This window comes from Dactylosporangium sp. NBC_01737, from assembly GCF_035963215.1.
Taxonomy (GTDB): domain Bacteria; phylum Actinomycetota; class Actinomycetes; order Mycobacteriales; family Micromonosporaceae; genus Dactylosporangium.
This window is the reverse complement of sequence record NZ_CP109153.1, coordinates 10,832,120-10,851,222: the sequence shown is the minus strand read 5'-3', so window position 1 is coordinate 10,851,222 and position 19,103 is coordinate 10,832,120. Positions and strand designations below refer to the sequence as shown.

18 protein-coding genes are annotated in these 19,103 nt (G+C 72.8%); 7 read left to right on the top strand and 11 right to left on the bottom strand.

All coding sequences use genetic code 11. The annotated features are described in order from the left end of the window. Positions 1-101 precede the first annotated feature (101 nt). Positions 102-1,778 (top strand): MFS transporter, encoded by a 1,677-nt coding sequence (locus OHA72_RS49975; RefSeq protein ID WP_327003142.1) that lies wholly within the window; start codon positions 102-104, stop codon positions 1,776-1,778. A gap of 407 nt (positions 1,779-2,185) precedes the next feature. Next, on the top strand, positions 2,186-3,352 hold the full coding sequence (locus OHA72_RS49970; protein WP_327003141.1) for a pectate lyase: 1,167 nt from the start codon (positions 2,186-2,188) through the stop codon (positions 3,350-3,352). 105 nt (positions 3,353-3,457) lie between these two features. On the opposite strand, the gene OHA72_RS49965 is transcribed toward OHA72_RS49970, so the two are convergent. The 7 genes from OHA72_RS49965 to OHA72_RS49935 form a co-directional block, all read right to left on the bottom strand. Beyond that, a complete protein-coding gene (locus OHA72_RS49965) occupies positions 3,458-4,999 on the bottom strand; it encodes a PH domain-containing protein (protein WP_327003140.1) in 1,542 nt (513 codons plus the stop codon). Then, positions 4,996-5,496, bottom strand: coding sequence for a PH domain-containing protein (locus OHA72_RS49960; protein ID WP_327003139.1), 501 nt, complete (start codon positions 5,494-5,496; stop codon positions 4,996-4,998). Before OHA72_RS49960 ends, OHA72_RS49965 begins: the two co-directional genes overlap by 4 nt. Before the next feature lie 74 nt (positions 5,497-5,570). Beyond that, positions 5,571-6,431, bottom strand: a complete 861-nt coding sequence (locus OHA72_RS49955) for an alpha/beta fold hydrolase (protein ID WP_327003138.1) — start codon at positions 6,429-6,431, stop codon at positions 5,571-5,573. A 2-nt stretch (positions 6,432-6,433) separates the two neighbouring features. Continuing rightward, on the bottom strand, positions 6,434-7,309 hold the full coding sequence (locus OHA72_RS49950) for an alpha/beta fold hydrolase (RefSeq protein ID WP_327003137.1): 876 nt from the start codon (positions 7,307-7,309) through the stop codon (positions 6,434-6,436). A gap of 45 nt (positions 7,310-7,354) precedes the next feature. Next, a complete protein-coding gene (locus OHA72_RS49945; RefSeq protein WP_327003136.1) occupies positions 7,355-7,672 on the bottom strand; it encodes an alpha-L-rhamnosidase C-terminal domain-containing protein in 318 nt (105 codons plus the stop codon). Positions 7,673-7,675: 3 nt separating this feature from the next. Next, entirely contained in the window at positions 7,676-8,470 is a 795-nt protein-coding gene (locus OHA72_RS49940) for an SDR family NAD(P)-dependent oxidoreductase (protein ID WP_327003135.1), read from the bottom strand. 30 nt (positions 8,471-8,500) lie between these two features. Continuing rightward, a complete protein-coding gene (locus OHA72_RS49935) occupies positions 8,501-9,259 on the bottom strand; it encodes an SDR family NAD(P)-dependent oxidoreductase (protein ID WP_327003134.1) in 759 nt (252 codons plus the stop codon). A 139-nt stretch (positions 9,260-9,398) separates the two neighbouring features. Between OHA72_RS49935 and OHA72_RS49930 the strand changes: the two genes are divergently transcribed. The 4 genes from OHA72_RS49930 (at position 9,399) to OHA72_RS49915 (ending at position 12,613) form a co-directional block, all read left to right on the top strand. Next, positions 9,399-10,244, top strand: coding sequence for an IclR family transcriptional regulator (locus tag OHA72_RS49930; protein WP_327003133.1), 846 nt, complete (start codon positions 9,399-9,401; stop codon positions 10,242-10,244). Next, positions 10,241-10,807 carry a carboxymuconolactone decarboxylase family protein gene (locus OHA72_RS49925; RefSeq protein WP_327003132.1) on the top strand — a complete coding sequence of 189 codons (567 nt, stop codon included), beginning with the start codon at positions 10,241-10,243 and terminating at the stop codon, positions 10,805-10,807. The genes OHA72_RS49930 and OHA72_RS49925 overlap by 4 nt, the downstream gene beginning before the upstream one ends. A gap of 82 nt (positions 10,808-10,889) precedes the next feature. Beyond that, positions 10,890-11,771 carry a fumarylacetoacetate hydrolase family protein gene (locus OHA72_RS49920; protein WP_327003131.1) on the top strand — a complete coding sequence of 294 codons (882 nt, stop codon included), beginning with the start codon at positions 10,890-10,892 and terminating at the stop codon, positions 11,769-11,771. Positions 11,772-11,776: 5 nt separating this feature from the next. Continuing rightward, positions 11,777-12,613, top strand: a complete 837-nt coding sequence (locus OHA72_RS49915; RefSeq protein ID WP_327003130.1) for a fumarylacetoacetate hydrolase family protein — start codon at positions 11,777-11,779, stop codon at positions 12,611-12,613. Here the strand turns inward: OHA72_RS49915 and OHA72_RS49910 are convergent. After that, positions 12,610-13,035, bottom strand: a complete 426-nt coding sequence (locus OHA72_RS49910) for a hypothetical protein (RefSeq protein ID WP_327003129.1) — start codon at positions 13,033-13,035, stop codon at positions 12,610-12,612. The two genes, OHA72_RS49915 and OHA72_RS49910, sit on opposite strands and share 4 nt — an antisense overlap. A gap of 197 nt (positions 13,036-13,232) precedes the next feature. On the opposite strand from OHA72_RS49910, the gene OHA72_RS49905 reads away from it, so the two are divergent. Then, a complete protein-coding gene (locus OHA72_RS49905; protein WP_327003128.1) occupies positions 13,233-13,622 on the top strand; it encodes a cellulose binding domain-containing protein in 390 nt (129 codons plus the stop codon). Between the two features lie 52 nt (positions 13,623-13,674). On the opposite strand, the gene OHA72_RS49900 is transcribed toward OHA72_RS49905, so the two are convergent. The 3 genes from OHA72_RS49900 to OHA72_RS49890 all read right to left on the bottom strand — a co-directional run bounded on the left by OHA72_RS49900 (position 13,675) and on the right by OHA72_RS49890 (position 19,098). Beyond that, complete coding sequence (locus OHA72_RS49900; protein WP_327003127.1) at positions 13,675-14,061, bottom strand: hypothetical protein; 387 nt, start codon at positions 14,059-14,061, stop codon at positions 13,675-13,677. A 90-nt stretch (positions 14,062-14,151) separates the two neighbouring features. After that, positions 14,152-16,614 carry a carboxypeptidase regulatory-like domain-containing protein gene (locus OHA72_RS49895; protein ID WP_327003126.1) on the bottom strand — a complete coding sequence of 821 codons (2,463 nt, stop codon included), beginning with the start codon at positions 16,612-16,614 and terminating at the stop codon, positions 14,152-14,154. Between the two features lie 156 nt (positions 16,615-16,770). Beyond that, on the bottom strand, positions 16,771-19,098 hold the full coding sequence (locus OHA72_RS49890) for an ATP-binding protein (protein WP_327003125.1): 2,328 nt from the start codon (positions 19,096-19,098) through the stop codon (positions 16,771-16,773). Positions 19,099-19,103 lie beyond the last annotated feature (5 nt).

Here is a 19,103-nt window from a genome sequence, read left to right as displayed (position 1 = left end):
CGTCCGGTGCGTGGGGTAGCGACGCGCAGGAGCAGGTCGGGGAAAGGAAGTTCATGCCGGCTGTGCGGCAAGGCGGTCGTATTCCGTACAAGTGGTCGGTCTTGTCCAACACCACGCTGGGCATGCTCATGGCCACCGTGAACGCCTCGATTCTGATCATCTCGCTGCCGGCGATCTTCAACAGCCTCCACCTCGACCCGCTCGCCCCCGCCAACGTCAGCTACCTGCTCTGGATGCTGATGGGCTACCTGCTGGTCACCGCGGTCCTGGTGGTCACCCTCGGGCGGCTGGGCGACATGTACGGGAGGGTGCGCATCTACAACGCCGGCTTCGCGGTGTTCGCCGCCGCCTCGGTCGCGCTGGCGTTGACGCCGTGGGACGACCGGGCAGGCGCGCTGTGGCTGATCGGCTGGCGCCTGGTCCAGGGCGTGGGCGGTGCGATGCTGATGGCCAACGCCGCCGCGATCATCACCGATGCGTTTCCGGCCCGGCAGCGCGGCACCGCGCTCGGCGTCAACCAGGTCGCCGGCCTCGCCGGCAGCTTCATCGGACTGGTCCTGGGCGGCGTGCTGTCGGTGTGGAACTGGCGGGCGATCTTCTGGGTCAGCGTGATCGTGGGCGTGGTCGGCACCTGGTGGGCCTACCGCAACCTGCGCGAGACGGCGACGCCCAGGCCGGACGTCCGCATCGACTGGTGGGGCAACCTGACGTTCGCCGTGGGCCTGACCGTCCTGCTCGCAGGGATCACGTACGGCATCCAGCCCTATGGTGGGCACACCGAGGGCTGGACCAACCCGTGGGTCGTCTCCAGCATCGTCGGTGGCCTCGCCCTCCTGATGGCCTTCGCCCTGATCGAGACCCGGGCACGCCAGCCGATGTTCGACCTCGGCCTGTTCCGCATCCAGGCGTTCTGGGCGGGAAACGCGGCCGCCCTGCTCAACGCGATCGCCCGCGGCGGGCTGCAGTTCATGCTGATCATCTGGCTGCAGGGCATCTGGCTGCCGCTGCACGGCTACGACTTCGAGGAGACCCCGCTCTGGGCGGGCATCTTCCTGCTGCCGTTGACGCTCGGCTTCATCGCGGCGGGACCGGTGTCCGGCTACCTGTCCGACCGGTACGGCGCCAAACTGTTCGCCACCGGAGGGCTGGTCATCATGGCGCTGACCTTCCTGGGCCTGCTGGCGATTCCGGTCGACTTCAGCTATCCGGCGTTCGCGCTGCTGCTGCTGCTCAACGGTGTCGGCTCCGGGCTGTTCTCGGCGCCGAACACGACGGCGGTGATGAATGCGGTACCGGCGGCGCAGCGCGGGGTCGCGTCGGGCATCCGCGCGACCTTCCAGAACGCCGGCATGGTGTTGTCCATCGGCGTCTTCTTCTCGCTCCTGGTCGCCGGGCTCTCGCGGTCACTGCCGGACGCGCTGCACAGCGGTCTCACCGCCGAGGGCGTACCCGCACCGGTGGCCACGCAGGTCGCCTCCGTGCCGCCGGTCAGTCTCATGTTCGCCGCGCTGCTCGGCGCCAACCCGATCGCCTCGCTGCTGAACACCGCCGGTGTCCTGGACCAGCTGCCCGCGGAGACGGTGACGACGCTGACCAGCCGGACCTACCTGCCGGACCTGCTGTCCGGCCCGTTCCACAGCGGGCTCGTCGTGGTGTTCACCCTCGCCGCAGTCCTCGCAGCGGTCGGAGCGGTCGTGTCGCTGTTCCGCGGCGGCGTCTACATCCACGACGAGCACGTCCACGACAAGGAAATCCGGGCCGAGTCCGACTGCGTCTGAGCGCCGGCGCCCACCCGCCGCGCGCTCCGTGAAATTTTCACGATGGCTTCCCCGCGGGGATCGCGGGTCCGCCAGAAGGCGTTCGGTTGTGTGACGCGCCAACCCGTCGACGGCATCCGCAGGAAGCAAACGCTGCAACAAACCTGCAAACGCCTTCGCTTGCATCCAGGAAAGCGCATTCCTAGATTGATACCCGTCGACCATAGGCCCCGCCCCGAACGCCGAGTCCGGCTCGGCGCTTCGCAAGACCCGTCCAGACCCGGAGCCTGTCGTCGTGGGGAAAGCGCTTTCTCCATATGGAAGCGGTAGTGACCGCCACGCACCATGACCATGAAGGTGAGACACGGATGAGACGATCAGCTCTACGGTGGATATCCGGGGGAGCCGTCGCGATTGCGGGCGCCGCGGTGACGCTGGCTGTGGCGCTGCCGCAGGCCTCGGCCGCGGACGGCACCAACCTGAGCCTCGGTGCCGGCGCCGACGGTTCCAGCAAGGCCAGCGGCACCAGCTACGGCAACGTCAAGGACGGCAACACGAGCACCTACTGGTCGCCGGCCAGTGCGACCGGCTACGTCTCGGTCAAGTGGGGCAGCGCCACGACGGTGAGCAGCGCCGTCATCCGGCAGGCGTCCGGCGGCGGGTCGATCAGCGCGTGGCGTCTGCTCAACGCCGACAACGGCGCCGTCCTCACCAGCGGCAGCGGGAGCCCGAGCACCATCTCCTTCGCCTCGACCTCGCTGAAGAAGCTCACCCTCGACATCACCAGCGCGTCCGGCGCGCCGCGGATCGCCGAGTTCGAGACGTACTCCAGTGGCGGCGGCTCGAACCCGACCCCGACCCCCACCTCCACCGGCTCGACCCCGACCCCGACCCCGACCTCGACCGGCGGCGGTGGCACCCCGACCACGACGTGGCCGACGTCGCGGGGCAACGTGTCGATCTCCAGCACGCAGAACGTCTCGAGCACCTTCGACGGTGGCATGAAGACCTACTGCTGCATGGGTGACGGCTCGCAGAACGAGAGCCAGGACCCGATGTTCAAGCTGGCCAACGGCGCCACCCTGCAGAACGTCATCATCGGCTCCCCGGCCGGCGACGGCGTGCACTGCGAGGGCACCTGCACTCTGCGCAACGTCTGGTGGAACGACATCGGCGAGGACGCCGCCACCTTCAAGGGCACCGGCGGCGGCACCTCGTACGTCATCGGCGGCGGCGCCAAGTCCGGCAGTGACAAGACGTTCCAGCACAACGGCAACGGCACCGTGAACATCAGCGGCTTCTACCTCAAGGGCACCGGCAAGCTGTACCGCGGCTGCGGCAACTGCACCACCTCCTACCAGCGCCACGTCGTCATCGACAACGTCATCCTCGATGACGTCGACTACGTGGCCGGCATCAACAGCAACTGGGGCGACACCGCCACCATCACCCGCGTCACCGTCTACAACAACACGAGCATCCACGTCTGCGCCAAGTACAAGGGCGTCGCCAAGGGCAGCGAGCCGACCTACCTCGGCGACGGCTGGAACGACGCCAACTGCAAGGTCAAGCAGAGCGACATCACTTACAGATAGGTAGCCACATCCTGCAAGGGGCGCCCGCCGTCAGGTGGGCGCCCCTTCCTGCGAGGGGTCGCGATTGTGCCGGTGCCCGAGGTGTGACGGCCCGGGCACCGGCGCTCAGCCGGCGAGGAACTGTTCCAGCAGGCCGGGGACGGCGGTGCGGGCCACCCGGAGCGCCTCGGCGTCGGGGACGTCGAGGATGGAGTAGCGCTGGTTGCCGCCGGCCGTGGTGGCGGTCAGTGTGGTCAGGCCGGCGCGGCGCTGGAACAGGGAGGTGGTCATGTTCCAGCCGATCACCGCGTCGGTGCGCAGGACGTAGCGGCGGCGTACCAGGCTGCCGTGCCGGCTGACCAGCCAGTCGGGGGTGAGGGCGTGGCCCAGGGAGCCGGCCCGGTCCAGGGCCAGCAGCGCGCCGATCGGCAGCAGCGGCACCGCGGTCCAGAACGCCCACCACGGGGCGCCGGCGAAGAGCACGAACGCGAGGACGATCAGGATCAGTACGGTGCTCACCGTGGCGGCGCGGGTGAATCTGCGCAGGCTGGCTCGGGGGCCGTGGCGGGTCAGGGGCACGGACAGCGGGGCCGCGTCGCCGGCGACCGTGCCGGCCAGGGCCACCGCGACGGAGCGGGGTGCGGGTGGCAGCAGGACCGAACCGCCGCGCTCGGCACCGCGGCCCACCCGCAGGCCCGTGGCGATGGCCAGGACCCGGGCGCCGCGCACCGCGCGCAGCAGCAGCGGCTCGCTCAGCTCCACGCCGCGCAGGCGGCGCTCCTCGATGGTCGTGTTGCGGGTGGTGAGCAGGCCGCGCCGCACGTGCAGCGTGCCGCTGCTGTGCCGGCTCAGCCTGAACTTCCAGAATGCCAGGACGTAGCCGGCGGTCGACGCGATCGCGGTGAACACGACCACCGCGGCGGACACCAGCAGGATCGCCACCGGCAGGGGCCGGTCCCGCAGGTAGCTGATCGAGTCGTGGACGACGCCGATCTTCGTCAGGTCGACGTGGCTCTCGCTGACCAGGCGGGAGCCGATGCCGAACAGCACGCCGATGGTGAGCAGGCCGGACAGTGTGAACGGGCCGTACCTGATCCAGGCCGGGCGCATGGCGGCCAGCACGGTCTCGGACGTGGCCTCGGCGGGCCGCGCGGCACCGGCGCCGAGGCCGTCGGCGCCGGGAACTGTCGCCGCCGGGCGGTGCAGCAGCTCGCGGTGCAGGTTCTCGGCGGCGGCCTTGCTGAGACCGTCCAGCTTCACGCCGTCGTTCTTCTTGTCGGTCTTGCCGGTGCCGACGGTGACCCGGGCCAGGCCGAAGATGCGGTGCAGCACGTGCGAGGTGACGTCCACCGTGCGGACCCTGTCCCGCGGCACGGTCAGCGTGCGGCGGCGCAGCAGGCCCCGGCGCACCTGCACGGAGGCCGGAGTGATCCGGAACGAGGTGGTGAAGTAGCGCAGGAAACCCAGCCCGATGCCGACACCGCCGATGCCCAGCGCCCACCAGCCGCCCTCGCCGCCGTCGCCGTTGCGCAGCCCGACCAGCACCGCGACCAGCGGGAAGATCAGCCGGCGCAGCTCCATCACCGGGTGCACCGCCAGCATCCGGGGGCTCAGCCGGCGCCAGCGTTCGTCGACCGCCGCCTCCGCGGGTTCGAGCGCGGTGGTCACGTCGCATCCCCGGTGCTCTGACCGACCCGCGTGGTCAGGTCGGCGACCAGCTGGTCGGCGTCCTTCGCGGCCAGGCCGTCGATCTTGATGGGGCCGGCCGCCGACGCGGTGGTCACGGTCACGTTCGCCAGCTTGAACAGCTGCTCGATCGGCCCGCGCTCGCTGTCCACGGTCTGCACCCGGGAGATCGGCGCGATCCGCCGCTCCTGGCTGAGCCAGCCGGTCTGGGTGTACACCGCAGTGTCGGTGGCCTCCCAGCGGTGCACCCGGTAGCGCCATTGCGGCATCACCGTCAGGTGCGCGGCGGCCAGCACCAGCCACGCCGCACCCACGACGAGGTGGGAGAGCCTCGCGCCGTCGCTGTCGGCGAACCACCAGATCGCCTGGGCCGCGAGCAGCACGATCCACAGCACCGCGGCCCTGGCCGCCCAGTACCACAGGGCACGGGGGCTGACCCGGTGCAGGGGAGGCCGCAGTCGCACCACATCTGCCGTCATTGTCACGCCTTCAGGGTCGCATCCGGACTCCCGTCATCATCGGCCCGTTCGTCGTGGGATCGGCAGTACAAATGTCATGGGTCGGTGGCGAAGAACCCGCGGATGGCGGTCGCGATCGGCTCGGCGTGGGTCTCCAGGGCGAAGTGGCCGGTGTCGACGAGCCGGACGTCGGCATCGGGGAGGTCGGCCCTGAACGCTTCGGCGCCGGCGGGCAGGAAGAACGGGTCGTTGCGGCCCCACACGGCGAGCAGCGGCGGCCTGCTGGTGCGGAAGTACTCCTGGAACGTGGGGTACAGCGCCACGTTGGTCGCGTAGTCGGCGAACAGGTCGAGCTGGATCTCGTCGGCGCCGGTGCGCGAGAGGTAGTGGTTGTCGAGCTCGTAGCCGTCGGGGCTGACGCAGGCCGGGTCGGGGACGCCGTGGGTGTACTGCCAGACCGTCGTCTGCGGCGCCAGGAGCGGACGGATCGCGTCCCGGTTGGCCGCCGACGGATCCTTCCAGTAGGCCTGGACGGGGGCCCAGGCGTCGCTCAGGCCCGCCTCGTACGCGTTGCCGTTCTGGGAGACGATCGCGGTGATGCGTGAGGGGTGCCGGGTGGCGAGCCGGAACCCGACCGGCGCGCCGTAGTCGAACACGTAGAGCGCGAAGCGGTCCAGGCCGAGCCGTCCGGTCAGCCCGTCGATGACGTCGGTGAGGTGCTCGAACGTGTAGCCGAACCCGTCCCGGGCGGGCATGTCCGACCTGCCGAAGCCGGGCAGGTCGGGGGCGACGAGGTGGAACCGGTCGGCCAGCAGCGGGATCAGGTCGCGGAACATGTGGCTCGCCGACGGGAAGCCGTGCAGGAGCAGCAGCGTGGGCGCGTCGGACGGCCCGGCCTCCCGGTAGAAGACCGTGACGCCGTCCACGTCGGCCGTGCGGTAGGCGATGGCGGTCATGGCTACCGGAGGAAGTCCACGAGCTGGCGGGTGGTCTGCCGTGGGGCCTCTTCCGGGATGAAGTGGCCGACCGGCACGGGGCCGCCACGCACGTCATCGGCCCATTCCTGCCACAGCGCGAGCGGATCGTCGTACAGCTTCGCGACCGAACCGTGCTGGCTCCACAGGAAGAGCACCGGGCACGCGATCCTCCGGTTGCCGCGGTCCTCCTCGTCCTGCTCGTAGTCGAGGGTGGCGGCGGCGCGGAACTCCTCGCAGATGGCGTGCACGGTCGCGGGGTCGCTGAAGTGCTCGATGTACCGGGCGCGCAGCGAGGCCGGGAAGGCGTCCTTCACCTCGGCCCAGGTGTCGAGCATGAAGTCCACCATGGTGGCCGGTGCCGCGCCGATGAACTGCTCCGGCACCGGTGCCGGAGCGGCGAGGAAGGACCACTGCCAGTAGGTGAGGCTGAAGTCCTTGTCCGCGCGGTCGTACGCGTCGCCGACGGGCACGACGTCCATCACCCCGAGCCGCCGCACCGCGTCCGGGTGGTCCAGGGCGAGCCGGTAGGCGCAGCGTGCGCCGCGGTCGTGCCCGACGACGCTGAACGTGTCGTGGCCCAGCTGCCGCATGACGTCGAGCTGGTCGCCGCCGATCGCGCGCATGCTGTACGGCTCGTGGTCGGCGGTGCTGGGCGGCTTGCCGCTGTCGCCGTACCCGCGCAGATCGGTGACGACGACGGTGTGGTGCTCGGCGAGGCGGGGCGCCACCCGGTGCCACATGAGGTGGGTCTCCGGAATGCCGTGCAGCAGCAGGACGGGCGGCCCGCTGCCGCCGACGCGTCCGTGTATCGACGTGCCGTCGGTAGCGATGTCGAACGTTTCGAAGTCGTCGAACACGGCGACGCACCCCCCCCGGGACCGACAGTGACCGACGCGGTGTCTCTAGCCACTTCCGGCGGGATGAAACGTGTGCCGGCCGGGGCCGGCGACCTGTGGCGGGGCGCCCGGCAGGACGACGGTGGCGGTCGTGCCCGGTGGGACCGACACCGACAGCTCGAACGGCCCGGCGGCACACTGCCAGGCGACGCGGACCGGGCCGTAGGGGCTGATGTGGGTGGTTGAGGCGGAGGTGAGGCCGCCGCTCGCCCCGACGACGGCGATGCCGCCACGCAGGCCGAGCTGCTCGGCCTTGTCGACCGCCCGCTGGATGAGCGCCCGCGCCTCGCCGAGGCTCAGGTCGCAGGGATGGATGCCGGCCACCGGTTACGCGCCGACCATGTTGTAGCCGCCGTCGGCGACCATGTAGTTGCCCGTCATGTGGGCGGCGTCGTCGGTGGCCAGGAACAGCGCGGCGCCGGCCAGCTCGGCGGGGCCCGGGATGCGGCCCATCGGCGTCATCGACCGCAGCTGCTCGCCGCGGCCGGACTTCCAGTCCTGGCGGCCCAGCGTCGCCTCCGTCTCGATGAACCCGGGCGCGAAGACGTTGACCCGCACCGTGGGCGCGAACGCGTGCGCGTAGGACTTCGTGAGGCCGAGCAGCCCGTACTTGGCGGCGGCATACTGCGGTGCCCGGGCGCTGCCGCGCACGATGACGGTCGAGCCGATGTTGACGATGCTGCCGTGGCCCTGCTCCAGCATGCGGGCGCCGAACTCGTGGACGCACAGCATGGTGCCCTTGACGTCCACGGCGAGCACGTGGTCGATCGACTCCTCGGTGATGTCGCGCCACGACATCTGCTCGCGGGCCACGTCGCCGACGTTGTTGACCAGCACGTCCAGGCCGCCGAGCCGGTCGAACGCGGCGTCGGCCATGGCCTTGATCTGTTCCCAGTCGACGATGTCGGCCTGGAACAGCTCCGCGGTGGCGCCGGCGTCGCGGACCCGCTCGGCGGTGCGTTCCGCGCCGGCGGAGGAGCTGCGGTAGTGCACGCCGACGGCGCGGGCGCCCTCCTGGGCGGCGCGGACGGCGATCTCGGCGCCGAACCCGGTGCCGGCGCCGGTGACCAGGACCGACCGGCCCTCGAAGCGGCGGGGGACGGGAAGCGGTGAAGCGGGCACGGTGAATCCTCCGGTCGGTGGGAACAGGAATCAGACGAGGACGCGGCCGCCGTCCACGTACAGGATCTGCCCGGTGATGAAGCCCGCGCGGTCGGATGCCAGGAACGCCACCGCGTCCGCGACCTCCTCCGGGTGGCCGAGCCGCCGCGCGGGGACGAGCGACTCGAGGCTCTCGCGGTTGTTGCCCTTGTCCAGGTAGTCCTTGGTCAGGTCGGTCTCGATGTAGCCGGGCGCGACCGCGTTGACCGTCACGCCGCAGTGCGCCCACTCGCGGGCCATGACCCGCAGCATCTGGTTCATGCCGCCCTTGGTCGCCGCGTAGGGCGCGTGGTGCGGGTGGGCGAGCAGCCCGGAGACCGACGACACGAACACCATCCGGCCGTAGCGCTGCTCGACCATGAGCCGGCCGACGGCCTGGCCGAGCCAGTACGCGGAGGACATGTTGAGGGTGAGGGTGTCCACCCAGTCTTCGTCGTCCAGGTCGAGCACCGGTTTGCGCACGTTGCGGCCCACGGCGTGCAGGAACACCTGGGGCGGCCCGGCGAGTACCGTGGTCTCGGCGACCACCGCGCGGCAGCCCTCCGGGGTCCGCACGTCACACACGACGGTGCGCAGGCCCGACCCGGCGTCCTTCGCGGCCCGCGCGATCCGGTCCAGCTTCTCCTCGTCGACGTCGGCCAGGACGACCCGGGCGCCCTGCGCCGCGAGGGTCAGCGCGCTCGCGCCGCCGAGGCCGCCGGCGCCGACGACCAGGGCCGGCCGTCCTGTCAGTGCAAGCCAGTCGTGCATTCGGGCTACCTCTCGGACTCGCACTCTCGTATGATGAAAGTAAGTTTCTGCCACCTTAGTCGGGCGCCGGAGGGCTGTCCAGGCTCGCCTTCGCAGGCGCTTTAGGCTGGTGGCGTCCCGACGACGAGGAAGGCCCTCAATGCCACGCAGCCGCGCGAAGACCGCCACCACGTCCGATGCCGTCGTGGCGGCCGAGGGTGCCGGCGACGCGGGCGAGCGCCCCGAGTACCGCATCGAGGCCCTGGCGAAAGGGCTGCGCGTGCTGTCGCTGTTCGACGAGCAGCGGCCGTCGTGGCGGGTCAGCGACCTCGCCGCGGCGACCGGGCTGCCGATGCCCACGGTGTACCGCGTGATCATGACCCTCACCGCGGAGGGCTACCTCGACCACCTGCCCAACGGCGACTACCGCCCCGGCGTGCGCACCCTGACCCTCGGCACGGCCGCCCTGCGCAGCCTCGACCTGGTCGGCATCGCCACGCCCAAGCTGCAGGACCTCGGCACCCGCACCAAGGAGACGGTCAACCTCGCCGTGCTCACCGGCGACCGCGTGCTGTACCTGGTGCGGCTGCGCAACTCCGACCTGGTGACCGCGAACATCCAGGTCGGCTCCACCCTGCCGGCCGTGCACACCTCCATCGGCAAGCTGCTGCTGGCCCACCTCGACGCCGGGGACCTCGAGTCCCGCATCAGCGAGGCGTCGTTCGCGGCCAACCACGGGCCCAACGCCAAGCTCTCCCTCGCCGAGCTGCGCACCGAGTTCGCCGTCATCCGCGAGCAGGGCTGGGCCATCCAGGACGAGGAGCTCGCCTACGGGCTGCGCTCCGTCGCCGGCCCGATCACCGGCGCCGACGGCCGCGTGGTCGCCGGGGTCAACCTCGCCGTCCAGGCCCGCGACTGGTCGCCGCAGCGCATCGTGCGGGAGTTGCGGCCGGTCGTGCTCGCCACCTGCGCGGAGATTTCCAGCCTGCTGGCGCACGGCGCATGAGCCGGATCCCGCGGCTCACGCCGGCGGAGCTCGAGCCGGACCAGGCCGCGCTGTACCAGGCGATCGCCGGCGGCCCGCGCGCCACCGGACCGCAGCTGTTCCGGCTGGTGGACGACGCCGGGCGCCTCGAAGGGCCGTTCAACGCGTTCCTGCTGCAGCCCGCGCTCGGCTCCGCGCTGCAGGCCCTCGGCTCGACCGTGCGCTACCAGACGCACCTCGACGCCCGGATCCGCGAGATCGCCATCCTGGTGGTGGCCGCGCAGTGGGACTCCGCGTTCGAGCGGTACGCGCACGAGGCCGTCGCCCGCTCCCTCGACCTGACCGAGGCCGACCTCGCGGGCCTGCGCCGCGGCGACTACGGCACCCTGCGCGAGGACGAGCGGCTCGCCGCGGAGACGGCCGCGGCCCTCGCCGCCGGCGGTGACCTCGACGACGCCGCCTACGACCGGTTCGTCGCGAGGTTCGGCCGCCCGGCGCTGTTCGAGCTGCTCACCCTGGTCGGCTACTACGGCGCCCTGGCGTTGCAGCTCAGGGTCTTCCGGGTCGCCGCGCCCGGCGTGTAGCCCCGCACGTCGCTTGACACCGGGTCGTACCAACCCCAATCATCGGGTGAAAGCGACTTTCGTGGAATGAAAGAGATGCCTCATGAAGCTGGTCACGTTTGACGGCGGCCGCGTCGGCCGGCTGGACGGCGACACCGTCGTCGAGCTCGCCTGCGGCTCCACACGGGAGTACTTCGAGCGCGGCGGCCGGATCGCGGAGACCGGCGAGCGGCTCCCGCTCGACCGCGTGCGGCTCAACGCGCCGATCGTGCCCAAGAAGTTCTTCCACACCGCCGGCAACTTCGCCGACCACCACCAGGAGCTGCAGGCCGTCAACTGGTCGCACCCCGTGCACAAGGGCATCGTGTTCTTCCAGAACGTCGACGCGATCATCGGGCCCGACGACGCCATCGTCTACCCGGAGGGCCTCACCAAGGAGCTCGACTACGAGCTGGAGCTGGGCGTCGTCATCGGCAGGAGCGGCAAGTTCTTCGGACCCGAGGAGGCCGAGGACCACATCGCCGGCTACCTGGTCTTCAACGACATCACCGCCCGCGACATCCAGCGCCGCGAGATGCAGTCCGGCGTCTTCTCCTTCTCCAAGGCGATCGACACGTTCTGCCCGATCGGCCCGTGGATCGTGACGAAGGACGAGATCCCCGACCCGCACGCCCTCGCCATGGAGCTGCGCGTCAACGGCGAGGTCCGCCAGCGCGGCAACACCTCGCAGCTGCTCATCTCCCTGCCGCACCTGGTCGCGCACCACTCGGCGCAGGGCTACTCCGCCGGCGACATCATCACCACCGGCACCATCTCCGGCGTCGCCGCGGTCCAGCCCGACCCGTTCGCCTGCTACCTGCGGCCCGGCGACCGCATCGAGGCGGAGATCGAGGGCGTCGGCGTGCTGCGCAACCACGTCGTGCCGTGGAGCGACGCGCACGACACCCCGCCGTACTCCACCGACCTGTACTCCTCGACGAGCTGAGCGCCGTGCGCTTCGGAACGCTGCACGGCCGGTTCGTCCTCGTCCGCGACGGGCATGCCCTCGACCTGCACACCGCCTCCGGCGGCACACTGCCCTGGGAGCCCATCGCGGCACTCGAACGGTGGGACGACGTCACCGCCTTCGCCGCCGCCGCGGACTGGACGCCGGCCGTGCCAGTCGCCGACACGGACCTGGACGCGCCGGTGCCGATGCCCCGGCAGGTGTTCGCCATCGCGCTGAACTACCGCCCGCACGCCGCGGAGGCCGGCTTCGTCCCCCCATCGGCGCCGTTGGTGTTCACGAAGTTCCCCACCTGCATCGCCGGGCCGTCCGCCGAGGTCCGGCTCCCCGAGGGCCGGGTCGACTGGGAGATCGAGGTGGTCGCCGTCATCGGCCGCGGCGGGTATCGCATCGACGGTGCCGACGCCTGGGCCGCGGTCGCCGGCGTCACCTGCGGCCAGGACCTCTCCGAGCGGGCGATGCAGCTGTCCGGGACCCCGCCGCAGTTCAGCCTCGGCAAGTCGCACCCCGGGTTCGGCCCGACCGGTCCCGTCGCGGTCACCCCGGACGAGCTGCCCGACCGCGACGACATCGCCTTCGCGTCCTGGCTGGACGGGCAGCCGCTGCAGCACGGGCGCACCAGCGACATGATCTTCCCGATCCCGGACCTGGTGGCCCGGCTGTCGGCCGTCTGCCCGCTGCTGCCCGGCGACCTCATCTTCACCGGCACCCCCGCCGGCGTCGGCAACCGCATGCAGCCGCCGCGGTTCCTGCAGCCCGGCGAGACCCTCGTCAGCCGGGTCGACGGCGTCGGCGAGATCCACCAGCGGTTCGTGCATTAACCTGTCACACCGTCGCGCAGCGGGCCGCAGATCGCCTCGCCGCCGGGCAGCAGCAGGCTGCTGTGGACGAACACGAGGCCGTCGTACCGGTCGGCGATGGCGAACAGGCACTCCCAGACGCGGTGGTTGTCGTCGAACTCGAGGTCCGTCTCGAGACCCAGGGCCGTGCGGGTCTGCATGACGGCGGCCTCCAGCAGCGGGAGGTCCTCGGCCGGCACGTCCTGCGTGGCGAGCCAGCCGCACATGCCCTGGAGGTGCCGGGTGAGGTCGGCGGCGGGCATCACGTTGAACCGCACCGCGTCGCCGTCGACGAGGCAGTCGAAGTGCTCCGCGCCCGGCCCGGACAGCACCAGCAGCCACGGTGCCACCGAGGCCAGGTCGACGTCGTGGTGCGGCAGGTAGACGGCGGCCTGCGCGGGCATCGGCGGTGCTCCCTCCCACGGGGCGGGGCACCCCGCGCTTCCGCGGCGAGGATAGCGCGGCCGTTGACCGGTGGCGGCGGTGCTGGGTAGATTTCGGCCGCGAGCCGCGGTGGGAGCCGAGCGGCCGGCGCGGCACCTGCGGCCGCGAGACCGGCGTGCGCCAGTGCCCGTTTCCCGCACCCCGCCGTGGAGGCTCCATGTCCCGCCGTGCCCGCCTGCTCACCGCCGCCGTCGCCACCGCCCTGCCGCTCGCCTGGGCCGCACCCGCGGCGGCGGACGGCACCGGGTTCTCCTGCGACTACCGGTTCGCCGCCTGGTCCGGTGGTTTCGTCGCGGACCTCACCATCGTCAACCACGGCCCGGCCGTCACCGGCTGGACGGCCCGGTGGACGTTACCCGCCGCGACCGGCAACGTCGGCGCCTGGCAGGCGAGGATCGAGCAGCCCGACGCGTTCACGATGACGGCGACGAACCTGGCGTACAACGCGGTCATCGGCACCGGCCGGTCGGTGACGTTCGGCTGGACCGCGTCGGCGGCGAGCACGCAGGCACCGGCCGACCTCACCGTCAACGGCACGCCCTGCTGAACGGTCACCGCCCGCCTCGTGCACCGATGGCGGGCGGTGGCGACCCCGTGGGCTAACCGGGCCGGGTCTCCTCGGCGATCATGGCGTCCACGGCCTTGACACTCGACGCGAGGTCCATGCCGGTGAGCTCGCGGTGCATCTTGACGGCCTGGATCCTCCGCCCGGCCCGGGCGAGCTCACCGACCGACGCCATGCTGACCGGCAACCGCGTCCAGGGCGGCGGCTCCCGCCGCGGCCACAGCGTCTGCCGCCAGGTCGCCCCGGACAGCCTCCGCAACAGCCAGGTGACGAGCATCGCCACGACGAACACGACACCCACGGCGGCCGGTCCGCCGTGCGGGTGGCCGAACAACGTCTCGTCGAGGTACACGACCAACCCGGACAGCGCACCGCCGAGCGGAAGCCCGTCCGCGATCCTGCGCATCCTCTGCCGGTCCATCCAGCACTCCCTGCCTCGCCCGACGGCCGTCCCACCACGAGAGTAAGGGGCCGCCGCCCAGGGCTCATGAGCCACTGGTTCGCGCGCGGGCTACACGCCGCAGGGCTCGGGCACCGTGAGGTTCACCGTCGCCGGGCGGTGGACCTGCGTGTCGCGGCTCGTCGCGTTGCCCGGGCACGAGTGCAGGGTGTACCGCACGACCACCCGTACCCGCTCCGACGGCGTCACGTGCGCGACGTACGTGCCGTCGGCCGCGGCGTCGACCTGCGACACCACGTCGAGGGTCCGCGCGTCGACGACCGACACCGTCGCCGACTCCGGGGTGCCGCCGAAGGCACCCGTGATCCGGCCGGTGACCGTCGTGCCCCGGTGCAGGGCAAGGGTGTACTGGGACGAGACCTGGCCCGCGTAGGCCGGTTGCGTGAACGCCAGCGTCCACCGGTACGGTCCGAGCCGGTCGATCGTGTAGTGGCCGGTCGCGTCGGTGCGGGTCTCCGGGACGTACGTGCTCACGGTCGCGTCCGCGACCGGTGCGCCGCCCGCCCGGTCGGTGACGGTGCCCGTGATGGTGCGGGTGCCGTCGTACCGGACGGTGACCGCGGCCGTGCCACCCGCCGCGGGCGCGACCACCAGTGCGGCGGCCCGGGAGCCCACCCCGCCGTGCGGGCCGACCCATTGGGCGCCGTGCGTGCCGTCGAACGAGCCGGCGAAGACCGCGTAAGGCTCCGGGTGTACCCGGTTCAACGTGATCGTGCCGCTGCCGCAGTCGCCGGCGTACCCGCCGTCCGGGTCGGGCACCCGGGTCGTCGGAACCAGGTTGACGCAGCCGTCCACCGGTGCGCCCGTGACCGCGTCCACCAGTGTGAACGCGATCGTCGCGCCCGCGTCCAGGCGTGCGGTGACGCCGGTACGCCGTCCGGCGGCAACCCGGGTCGACACGGTGGCGTCCAGGTGGACGCCGTCGGTGACCTTCACGTCGAGCGGCCCGGCGCCGACGTCGGGGAACGTGACGGTCCCGGTCTGCGTGCAGGCCGGCGGGAGGAACACGGACGGCCCGACGGTCTCGGCGCAGAACGTGGACAGCGCGCCGCCGGTACGCGCGTCGACCGCGGTGACCGCCACCGACCCGGGCACGGTGAGGGCGTCGTCGACGACCGTCGTGCCGCCGCCGGTGACGGTCACCATGGCCGCGTCGGCGGGGGTGGCGGCGCCGGGCGCCCACTGCTTCTGGGTCGCGGTGCTGAAGCTCACCCGGTAGCTGCCGGTCCACGCGGTCAGGAACCAGGTGCCGTCCGCGGCGGTGGTCGCCTGGAACTGCCGGTCCCGGGCCGGGTCGGCGACCACCACGCCACCGCCGGCCACCGGGTTGCCGGTCGCGTCGGTCAACCGGCCGCGGACCGTGCCGGTGGGCAGCTGCCGCTCGTCCAGCACCGTGCCGGCGCCGGCGGCCACCGTGACGACGTCCGCGGTGCGCTCGGACTCCTTGCCGTGCGACCACTGGTCCAGCCCGTGGCCGGCGGGCGCGGTGAACTTCACCTTGTACGTGCCGGGGTACACGAACATCCGGAACGTGCCGTCGGGCTGTCCCGGGGCGGCGACGTTCTCCGCGGGGCTGCTCTGCGAGTAGGCGGTCACCACGGGGCTCGCGACCGGCCCGGCGGCGTCGCCGAGGCGGCCCGAGATGGTCCCGAGGGGCAGGAGCGCCTCATCGACCGTGGTGCGCCGGCCGAGGGCGACGGTGACCGGGTCGGCGTCGGCCGCCCGCTTGTGCCCGCGGACCCACTGCCTCGGCGCGCCGCGCTCGGCCGCGCTCACGAACTGCTGATAGGTGCCGGCGGCCACGTACGGCAGCAGGTAGCCGCCGCCGGCGTCGGTCAGCACGTGTGCGAGATCGGCCGACGCCGGCCGGGCGATGCCGACCAGTGCGTGTGCCGCCGGCACACCCGTGGCCGTGGTGACGTGCCCGGCGAGCGAACCGTGCGCGACGACCGTGTCCGTGACGCCACCGGTCGTCTGGCCGTCGGTGACCGTGATGCTTGCGCCGGAGGCGAAGTCGGGCCTGCCCGGGTAGAACTGTTCGAGACCGCCGAGCAGGCTGAACTTCAGCTTGTACGTCCCGGGGGCGACCCCGTCCAGCCGGAAGGTGCCGTCCGCGCCGGTGACGGCGGCGGCGACACTGACCGGGTACGCGTTGAGCAGCAGCGACACCGTCGCACCCGGCACGGGCGCGCCCGCCTCGGTCAGGCTGCCGGCGACGGCCCCCGGCCCGGCGGCGCCGGCCGGCTGCGCGGGCAGCAGGGCGAACAACCCGACGACGGCGGCGACCATCAGACGGCGCGGTGCATGAGCCATGCCGGCCTCCCGGAGACGGAAATGGTGGAACGTCTGCCGGGCAGTCTGGCCTGCCGGCGACGGCAACCACATCCCGCGGCGCTGGAGCCAGGTGGTGCCGGCCGCGAAGGCCCGCACCGGCAGCAGGACCAGCACTGCCGCGACGGCCAGGGCGACCACCGTGGCCCGGGCGGCGGGCCTTGGCATGCTCGGAATGTCCATGGCGGGCCCCTTCGCGCGGCGGTCGCCCGCACCGTATGACCCGCGGCGGCGATTCACCCAGGGCCGCCCCGCCCGTGCGGGGTGCCCTGCGGCGGTCCGGCGCTGCCCGGCCGCCCTCACCGTTGCGGCCTCGGCCGCGAAACTTTCATGACGGACTCAACGGGCTGCCATGCCGGCTTCGCGCCTGAGGTGGATGGTGCAGCGGGACAGGCCGTCCACGGCGGTTGCGAGGGTGTGACGGTCGCCGGTCCGTTCGGCGAGGGCCCGGGCGGCCGCGAACCGGCGTGCCGCCGCGTCCGGACGGCCGGTGGCCAGGAGCACGTCGCCGAGGGTGGTGAGCGTCTCCGCTTCGAGGCCGCATTCGCCGGTCGCGCGGGCGATGGCGAGGGCGCGCCGCAGGTGGCCGAGGGCCTTCGCGTGCCGCCCCGTCCGGTGGTACGCGGCGCCGATGGTCCCGTGCGCGCTGCCCTCGCCGCCCCGGTCACCGGCCGCGACACAGCGCTCCAGGGCCTGCCGCAGGTGGGTTAGGGCCTGGTCGTGGCGGCCCGAGACGCTCTCGACGGCGCCGAGGTTGCCCAGCGCGTAGCCTTCGAGCCGCCGGTCACCGAGCTCGGCGAACAGTGCCGCCGCCCGCTGCAGGTGCCCGAGCGCCTCGGTGTGCCGGCGGATGCGGTGGTACGTGAAGCCGAGGTTGAGCAGTTGCGCGGCTTCGCCGTGCCGGTCGCCGGCGGCGCGGTACATGGCGAGGGCGTCGCGGAGTCGGGCCGCGGCCTCGTCGTGGTCGCCGAGCCGCTCGTGCACCAGCGCGAGCCGGGCGGTCGCGCGTGCCTCCCCGGCGGTGTCGCCGGACGCCCGGTGCCCGTGCAGCGACCGTCCGAAGTGGACTTTCGCCCGGTCGTGGTCGCCGAGCAGCCAGTGGATCGCGCCGAGGTTGGTGTGGACGCCGGCGTCGCCGTGCACCGCCGCGGCGGTGTGCAGCGCGAGGGCGTCGCGGTAGTGGCCGCCGACCTCCAGGTGCCGCCACAGGAGCCGGGACAGCTCGACGGCCGCCCGGGACCGGGCCAGGGCGATGAGCGCGGCCCGGTGCCGGTCCAGCCACCGCTGCGCCCGCTCCGGTGTGTCCACAATGGACGAGGACGCGGTCCGGCCCGGGTGGTCGTGGGGGTACAGGGTGGCGGTCGCGGCCGCCGCGGTGTGCAGCAGGTGTGCGGTGAGCCGGTCCAGGGCGGCCCGCGACCCGTCCGCGTCGAGCTGCCCGGCGAGCTCGACGCTGTATGCCCGCAGCAGGTCGTGCATCGCGAAGCAGTCGTCGCCGGCCGGCTCGACGAGGTGCGCGCGGGCCAGTTCGTGCAGCGCCGACCGGCCCTCGGACGGCGGCAGCCCGGCGAGCGCGGCGGTGGCGTGCACGTCGACGACCCGGCCGGGGTGCAGGCCGAGCAGCCGGAAGGCTGCGGCGGCCGGCGGGGTCAGCTGCCGCAGCGACCATGAGAACACCGACCGCAGCGCGGTGCGTGGGTCCCCGTCGGCGTCGAACGCGTCGAGGCCGTCGTCGTGCGGGTGCCGGTGCCGGGTCGCGGCGACCCGCAGCGCGAGGGGCAGCCCGGCGCACCGTTCGGCCAGCAGCTGCACGGTGCCGGCGGCGTCGGGCCCGATCAGGCGCCGCAGCAGGGTGCGCGAGTCGCCCCGGTCGAGGCGGCCGAGGTGGATCGGGTGCACGCCGTCGCGGGCGACCAGGCCGCCGAGCGCGTCCCGGCTGGTCACCACGACCACGCAGGTGCCGGTGCCGGGCAGCAGCGGCCGGACCTGGTCGGCGCCGGAGGCGTTGTCCAGCACCACGAGCAGCCGTCGGCCGGCGACCTCGGTGCGGTAGCGGGCGGCGCGCTCGGCGGTCGCGGCGGGGATGCCGGACGCGGGGACGCCGAGGCCGCGCAGGAACCCGGCGAGGGCGTCGCCCGGGTCGACGGGCTGCCCCGGGTCGTATCCGCACAGGTCGACGTAGAGCTGCCCGTCGGGGAACCGGGCGGCGACCCGGTGCGCCCAGTGCACCGCCAGGGCCGTCTTGCCCACGCCGGCCGTCCCGGCGAGCAGCGCGACGCGCGGACCGTCGCCGAGCAGCGCGTCGAGCTCGGCGAGCCTCGCCGCCCGGCCGGTGAACGCCGGCACGTCGGCCGGCAGCTGCCTCGGCACGGCGGCGTCCGGCGGTGGCGGCGGCGTGGCGGTGGCGCGGCGGCCTTCCTGGACCCGGTCGCGGGCGGTGGCGAGGGCACCCTGTTCGGCCGGTGACGCCCCGAGCAGGCGGACGAGCACGTCGAACCGGTCGGTCGGCGGCAGCACCCGGCCGGCGAGGTAACCGCCGATGATCCCGTGCGACCAGCCGGTGGCCGCGGCCAGCTCGCGGTAGGTCAGCTCGACGCCGCCGCGCCGGCGGGCGTCGCGGCGGCGCAGCTCACGCAGCATCCGGGCCAGGTCCTCGGTCGTGCACACCTGCG